General features: G+C 32.7%; 5 protein-coding genes. All 5 read left to right on the top strand.

The window, feature by feature from the left end; genetic code table 11:
- On the top strand, positions 1-246 hold a 246-nt coding region (locus tag ACVC2P_RS01090), incomplete at its 5' end, for a sulfatase/phosphatase domain-containing protein (RefSeq protein ID WP_452596638.1).
- A gap of 1 nt (position 247) precedes the next feature.
- Positions 248-1,993, top strand: a complete 1,746-nt coding sequence (locus ACVC2P_RS01085; protein ID WP_452596637.1) for an endo-1,4-beta-xylanase — start codon at positions 248-250, stop codon at positions 1,991-1,993.
- Positions 1,994-3,688: a sulfatase family protein gene (locus tag ACVC2P_RS01080; protein WP_452596636.1), complete on the top strand. Its 1,695-nt coding sequence runs from the start codon at positions 1,994-1,996 to the stop codon at positions 3,686-3,688.
- Between the two features lie 15 nt (positions 3,689-3,703).
- The gene (locus tag ACVC2P_RS01075; RefSeq protein WP_452596635.1) at positions 3,704-5,863 is read left to right on the top strand and encodes a zinc-dependent metalloprotease; all 2,160 of its coding nucleotides are present in this window, start codon (positions 3,704-3,706) and stop codon (positions 5,861-5,863) included.
- A 4-nt stretch (positions 5,864-5,867) separates the two neighbouring features.
- On the top strand, positions 5,868-6,308 hold the full coding sequence (locus tag ACVC2P_RS01070; protein ID WP_452596634.1) for a DUF6438 domain-containing protein: 441 nt from the start codon (positions 5,868-5,870) through the stop codon (positions 6,306-6,308).
- Positions 6,309-6,427: the final 119 nt, after the last annotated feature.

The following is a 6,427-nucleotide window of genomic DNA, read 5'->3' as shown; positions in this document are numbered from 1 at the left end:
GAACAATGGACAGACAGAACGGTGTTCTGGCACTCGTCTAAAGCAAGACCTGTAAATACAGGAGATAGCAAATCGTCTGCCATTAGAAAAGGTGACTATAAACTAATTAATTGGTATAAAGAAGGACGAACAGAATTATACAATATAGCCAAAGACCCTTCTGAAACGTATAATATTTCAGAAGAAAACCCAGAATTAACGAAACAGTTATTGAATGAGTTAAATAAATGGAAATCTAAATTTTAAAATGAAAAGACTTACGCAATTATTTACATTATTTTTAACGATTTTATCTTGTGCCCAAAATCAAACAGAAGGTAAAGACCTTGTAGACCATAGTAAAATAAAATATATAAAAACAAATAGCGAATTTTCTTCAATTGAAAGTTCTAAAGATGCAGATGGGCAAGTTCAGTTTTTAATAGAAACTACAGAAGAACCAAAGTTTATTTACAATTGCGCAACTAACATTCCAATACAAAAGAGTAGCTATAAAAAAGGCACAGTTTTCTTGTTGTCATTTAAAGCCAAAACAGTATCCGCAAGTTTAGAAACAGGCGAAGCCAAAGCCTTATTCATTTTTAAGCAATTAGAAAATTATAAAGGAAACATAGATTACACACAGAGTTTCTCGTCAGAATGGCAAACCTATTACTTACCATTTCAAGCCAATAGATATATTAAAAAGAAAGATTTAGGCATTGTAATGCAATATGGTTATAGACCACAATCATTCTTATTAAAAGATATAAAATTTGAAGTTTTTCCAGAAGGAACAAAACTAGAAAGTTTGCCAAAAACCGAAATTACCTATGTAGGAATGAATGCCGATGCAAAATGGCGAGAAGCAGCTAATAAACGTATTGATTCTATTAGAAAAGGAGATTTTGCAGTTCAGTTTTTTAAGGATGGAAAAACTTTAGCTAATAAAGTAGTTAATATAAAATTGAAAAGACATCAATTTCCTTTTGGAGCACGAATGGCTGCAGAAGACATTGTAAATAATACAGACGATTATAAAAACTTTAAAAAGGCTTTTAATAGTTTGGTTTTAGGTAACGATTTAAAAATAAAACACTGGAGTCGTCAAGACAAACGCCAACAAACTTTAAAAGCATTAGAACTCTTAAAAGCTGAAGGCTACCCAGTAAAAGGGCACGTTTTAATTTGGCCTGGCTTTAATTATTTAACCAAGCAGATACGTAAAAATAAAGACAACCCTAAAAGAGTCACTCAAATAATTGAGTCGCACGTTAACAACATATTAGATGCCACAAAAGGTAAAGTGACACACTGGGATGTAGTAAACGAAGCTTATACAAACAGAGATTTACAACGTATTACAGGAAGTGAGGACATTTTGTATAATGGATTTAAAACCATTGCAAAAAAACAACCTAATATCTCTCGTTTTACTAACGAATATGGGATTATTAGTAAAGGAGGCATAGATACTCAAAAACAACAATGGTATTACGACTTTATTAAGCGCATAGACGAAAACACAGGAGGATTGGTAGAAGGTATTGGCATACAAAGCCATATAGGTAGCGATTTAACACCACCAAAACGTGTGCTAGAAATTTTAGATTATTATGCACAGTTGAATAAAAAAATTAGCATTTCAGAATTTACAATGGATATTCAAGATGCTAAAGTACGAGAACAATATACTCGTGATTTTATGATTGCAGCTTTTAGCCATCCCAATGTGTCTGAGTTTTTGTTTTGGGGAAACACAGAAGATGGTAGAGGCAAGTGCGATATTTTCACTGTCGATAATGAAATTGGAGTTATGGGAAAAGCCTATTTTTCATTAGTGCACGATGCTTGGAAAACCAATTTAACAGGTGAAACTTCTAAAGATGGATTAGTTTCTGGACGAGGTTTTTTTGGTACTTATGAGTATTCTTTTGTAGATAAAGGTAAAGTCGTTACAGGTACATTTCAATTAAAACCAGACCAACGTGAAATCATTAAAATTGAATTATAAATGATGAAGCATATACTAACCATAATAATATTAGTATGCTTTGTTTCGTGTAATTCGCAAAACAAAGAAACCAAAAAAGAAACTACTCAAAAAGTACGACCAAATATTGTTTGGATTGTTACTGAAGATATTAGCCCAACGCTATCCTTTTATGGAGATACCACTGCTAAAACGCCAAATTTAGAAGCTTTAGCAAAAGAAAGTATGGTGTATGATAATGCGTTTTCGGTGGTTGGTGTTTGTGGACCAAGTCGTTCGGCAATAATTACTGGGATGTATCCAACAACCATTGGTACACAGCATATGCGTACAGGTCAAGACGTGATGTCTTGGGGAAAACGCAAATATAAAGACTCTGTAGCAACAGGTAGAAAAGACATAAATGGTATTGCTATTCGTGAGTATTCGGTAGTTACTCCAGAGCAAGTAAAATGCTACACAGAGTATTTAAGAACTGCGGGATACTATTGTACCAATAACCAAAAAACAGATTACCAATTTGCATCGCCCGTAACCGCTTGGGATGAAAATAATAAAAAAGCCCATTGGCGAAATGCGTCAAAAGGACAACCTTTCTTTTCGGTATTTAATATTGGCACAACACACGAAAGTCGTCTATGGAAAAATGAAGAGTTGCCTATAACCGTAAAGCCAGAAATTGTAAACGTACCACCATATTTGCCAGATAACAAAGCCACAAGAAACACAATGGCAAGGTATTACAGTAATGTAGAAGTAATGGATGCCCAAGTTGGTACATTTATCAAGCAACTTAAAGACGATGGTTTGTACGATAATACTATTATTTTCTTTTATAGCGACCATGGCGGACCATTACCAAGACAAAAGCGAGAGATTTACGATTCTGGCTTAAAAGTACCATTTATGATTAAAGGAATAGCTTCGGAAAGCGGACGAACAGACCGCATGATTTCGTTTGTAGATTTAGCACCAACTATGTTAAGTTTGGCTGGTATTGAACCTCCAAAACATATAGAAGGAAAAGCCTTTTTAGGCAAGTTTGATGCTGAAAAACGTGATTATATCTTTGGAAGTTCTGATAGATTTGATGAATTTACAGATAGAATACGAGCAGTACGTAATAAACAATACCTGTATTTGCGAAACGATTTTCCAGAGTTAACAAAATACAAGGATGTGGCTTACAGAAAAAACATACCAATGATGCCTGTAATGTTACAACTAAAAGAGGAAGATAAACTAAATAAAAAACAACAAATTTGGTTTGGTACTAAAACAAAAGAAGAGCTTTACGATTGTATAAACGATCCACATAATATGAATAATCTTGCTGAAAACCCAGAATATTCCTCAATTTTAAGCGAAATGCGAGCAACATTGCTATCACACTTAAAAGGCAGGCCCGACTTAGGCTTACAACCAGAATCTAAATTGATTCAAACCATGTGGCCTAACTATAAGCAACCAATTACAGAATCTGTTGAGGTAAAGATTAAAAATGGAATGGCTAGCCTTTCAACCATAACAAAAGGAGCTTCAATAGCCTATATTATTTCAGATAAACCAAATGAAAAACTTGATTTAAACAGTGCATGGCAATTATATTCTAAACCTGTTAAGCTTAAAAAAGATGAAGTTATTTATACCATAGCGCAGAGAATAGGATTTAAAGAGAGTAAAATAAATCAATTATCTCATAAAAAAAATAATTAATTTAATCTTAACCAAATGAAAAACAACACTTACTTAAAACAATCACTTTTACTGCTATTTACTGTAGTAAACGTTACTTTTATTTCTGCTCAAATAGAAAAGTCAGATTGGAAGTTTTCAAAAAAGCAAGAAATCAAACTTAATTCAAAAAGTCTTGTTAACAAGAAATTACCGTCTAACTTTTCAGTTTTTGAAATGTCAATAAACGATTTTAAAAACAAATTGAATGCAGATAATAAATTTCAGGAAATTACTATTCCTGCACCTAATGGGGAATTTGAAACCTTTATAATTAACCCATCAAGTGTAGTTGCAGATGAAGTAGCTCATTTATATACCATAAAAACATTTAGAGGGTATAAAAAAAACGATCCAAGCACGCTTATAGCATGCGATATAAGTGACTCAGGTTTTCATGCGTCTGTATTTACAGAGGACAAGTCTTATTTTATCGAGCCTGTTTATAAAAACTCACCTGAGACCCTTATGGTTTTTTATAAAAAACATAGTGCTACGGAGGGATTTAATTGTAAAACCAACATTGAAAACACAGAAAAAAGAATCAATGATTTAGACTTAATGAGGTCGCCAAGCACTAAACGAACTTACAGACTAGCGGTCATGGCTTCAAATAATTACAGACTTCAATTCGGTGGAAACCCCTATAATGAAGTGAATGTTTTAAACGCTTTAGCTTCTGGAACGAACATGGTGAATGCTGTTTATTTAAGAGATTTAGGTGTTGAGTTTACGTTAGTTAACAATAATGCGCTAATTCAAAATAATAATAACACTAATAATTTAACCAATAGAATTAACAATGCCATAGGTGTTGGTGCATACGATGTAGGACATTTAGTTTTATGGGGAGAAGAAAATGGTTTAGCAGGTTTTAAGGTGGTCTGTGGAAACAATAAAGGAGATGGCTTTTCTTCATCGAGTTTAGGTGTGTCTACGTTATGGGTAGATTACGTTGCACATGAATTAGGGCACCAGTTCGGTTCAGAGCATAATCAGTCTGGCTGTAACGGTGTAAATAATTTTAGATACGAGCCAGGAGAAGGATCTTCTATTATGTCGTATGCAAATGTTTGTCAAGGAGCAGAGCAATATGCTCAAAATTCAGATCCATTCTTTCATTATGCCTCAATTGTTCAAATGTTGGCAGAATTAAGTAGTTATAACTGCTCTTCAAATGATGCAACAGGAAATGCGTCAGATCCAGTTGCAGATGCAAAAGCTAATTTTACAATTCCTAAAGAAACCCCATTTATTGTAGTTGGTGATGGAATGGATAATAATGATCCTAATAATAACTTAACCTATCAATGGGTTCAATATGATGGAGGAGGAAATGTTGTGTTTGATTCTCCAGAATGTAATGTTAATAATAATGCCTTATTTCGTTTTAGATCTGCTACAACCGAAAAATTTAGAAGTTTACCTCAGTACAGCGACGTTTTAGCTGGTAATAATGACCAAGAATGGGAAAAACTGCCTTGTACTGCAAGAACGATGAACTTTTCACTTACAGTAAGAGATAACAATACAGCTTTTGGTAGGTTAGATGAAGATAGAACTGTAATAACTGTTGCCAATACAGGGCCTTTTAATGTAGTAAGCCCTAATGGTGGAGAAAATTATAACGCAGATAGCTCGCAAATAGTTACATGGACGGTAAATAATACAGACTCGCATTGTAATAATGTTGATATTTTAGTTTCAACAGATGGCGGAGTTACCTATACAGTTATTGCAGATGCTACACCAAACGATGGTTCTGAAAGTATTACAATGCCTAATGTACAAACTTCTACAGCAAGAGTTTTAGTAAGATGTGATGTAAGCGGAGGTTTTAGAGCAGAATCAACTTTTTATGATGTTTCTAATGCTAATTTTTCTTTACAAGAATCTTTAAGTGTCGAAGAGTTTTCAGAATTTGATATTTCTATTTTTCCAAATCCTGCATCAGATATTATTAATGTAACAATGTCTGTTGACAATGAATTTAGATATAAACTATATAGCATCACAGGTAAAGTTATTTATGATAATACAATAAACGGTTCATCTGTAATTGATACATCTGCTTTGGCTAATGGCTTATATTTGTTAGAGTTAGAAGATATTAAGACAAATAAAAGTGTAACCAAAAAGATAGTTGTAAAACATTAATTTAATGAAACTTATAGTTAAAATATATGTTGTTATGTCTATGGTAACTTTTGGATGTGCCTCCAAAAAAAATATGGATAAACCATTCGAGGTTTCTTATATTAAATCTAAAGGCAGATCTGCAAACACTCCATATTACAAAGTAGAAATTAAAGACAATGTATTAAACTATAATGGTTTTGCTAACATGTCATTACTAGATAAACACACATTTAATATTTCAAGTAATGATTTGAAATTGCTTAAAGTGGCTTTTAAAAACAGTCGCTTTAAGCAATTTAAAAATACTTACATAGGCCAGATTAGAGATGTACCGCTTACATATTTTACATATAATGCTTACACAATAAGTTATCACGATTTACATGCTCCAAATGATTTAAAAAAGTTAGCGTCTTTAATTGAAGAGTTGCTTTTAGATAATGCTATTAAAGCAACTAATTAAATCTTAAAAATTAACATTGAATCTAAATGTTGTTTTGGTAGCTAAAAACTAATCTTTGAAATAGTTGCCCAAAACTTTCTTCAATAACAAATTATTGACAATTATTAATGCTCTAAAGG

Source organism: Pontimicrobium sp. MEBiC01747 (assembly GCF_053601635.1).
The sequence above is the reverse complement of the archived record's forward strand: the minus strand, read 5'-3'. Positions and strand labels throughout refer to the sequence as shown.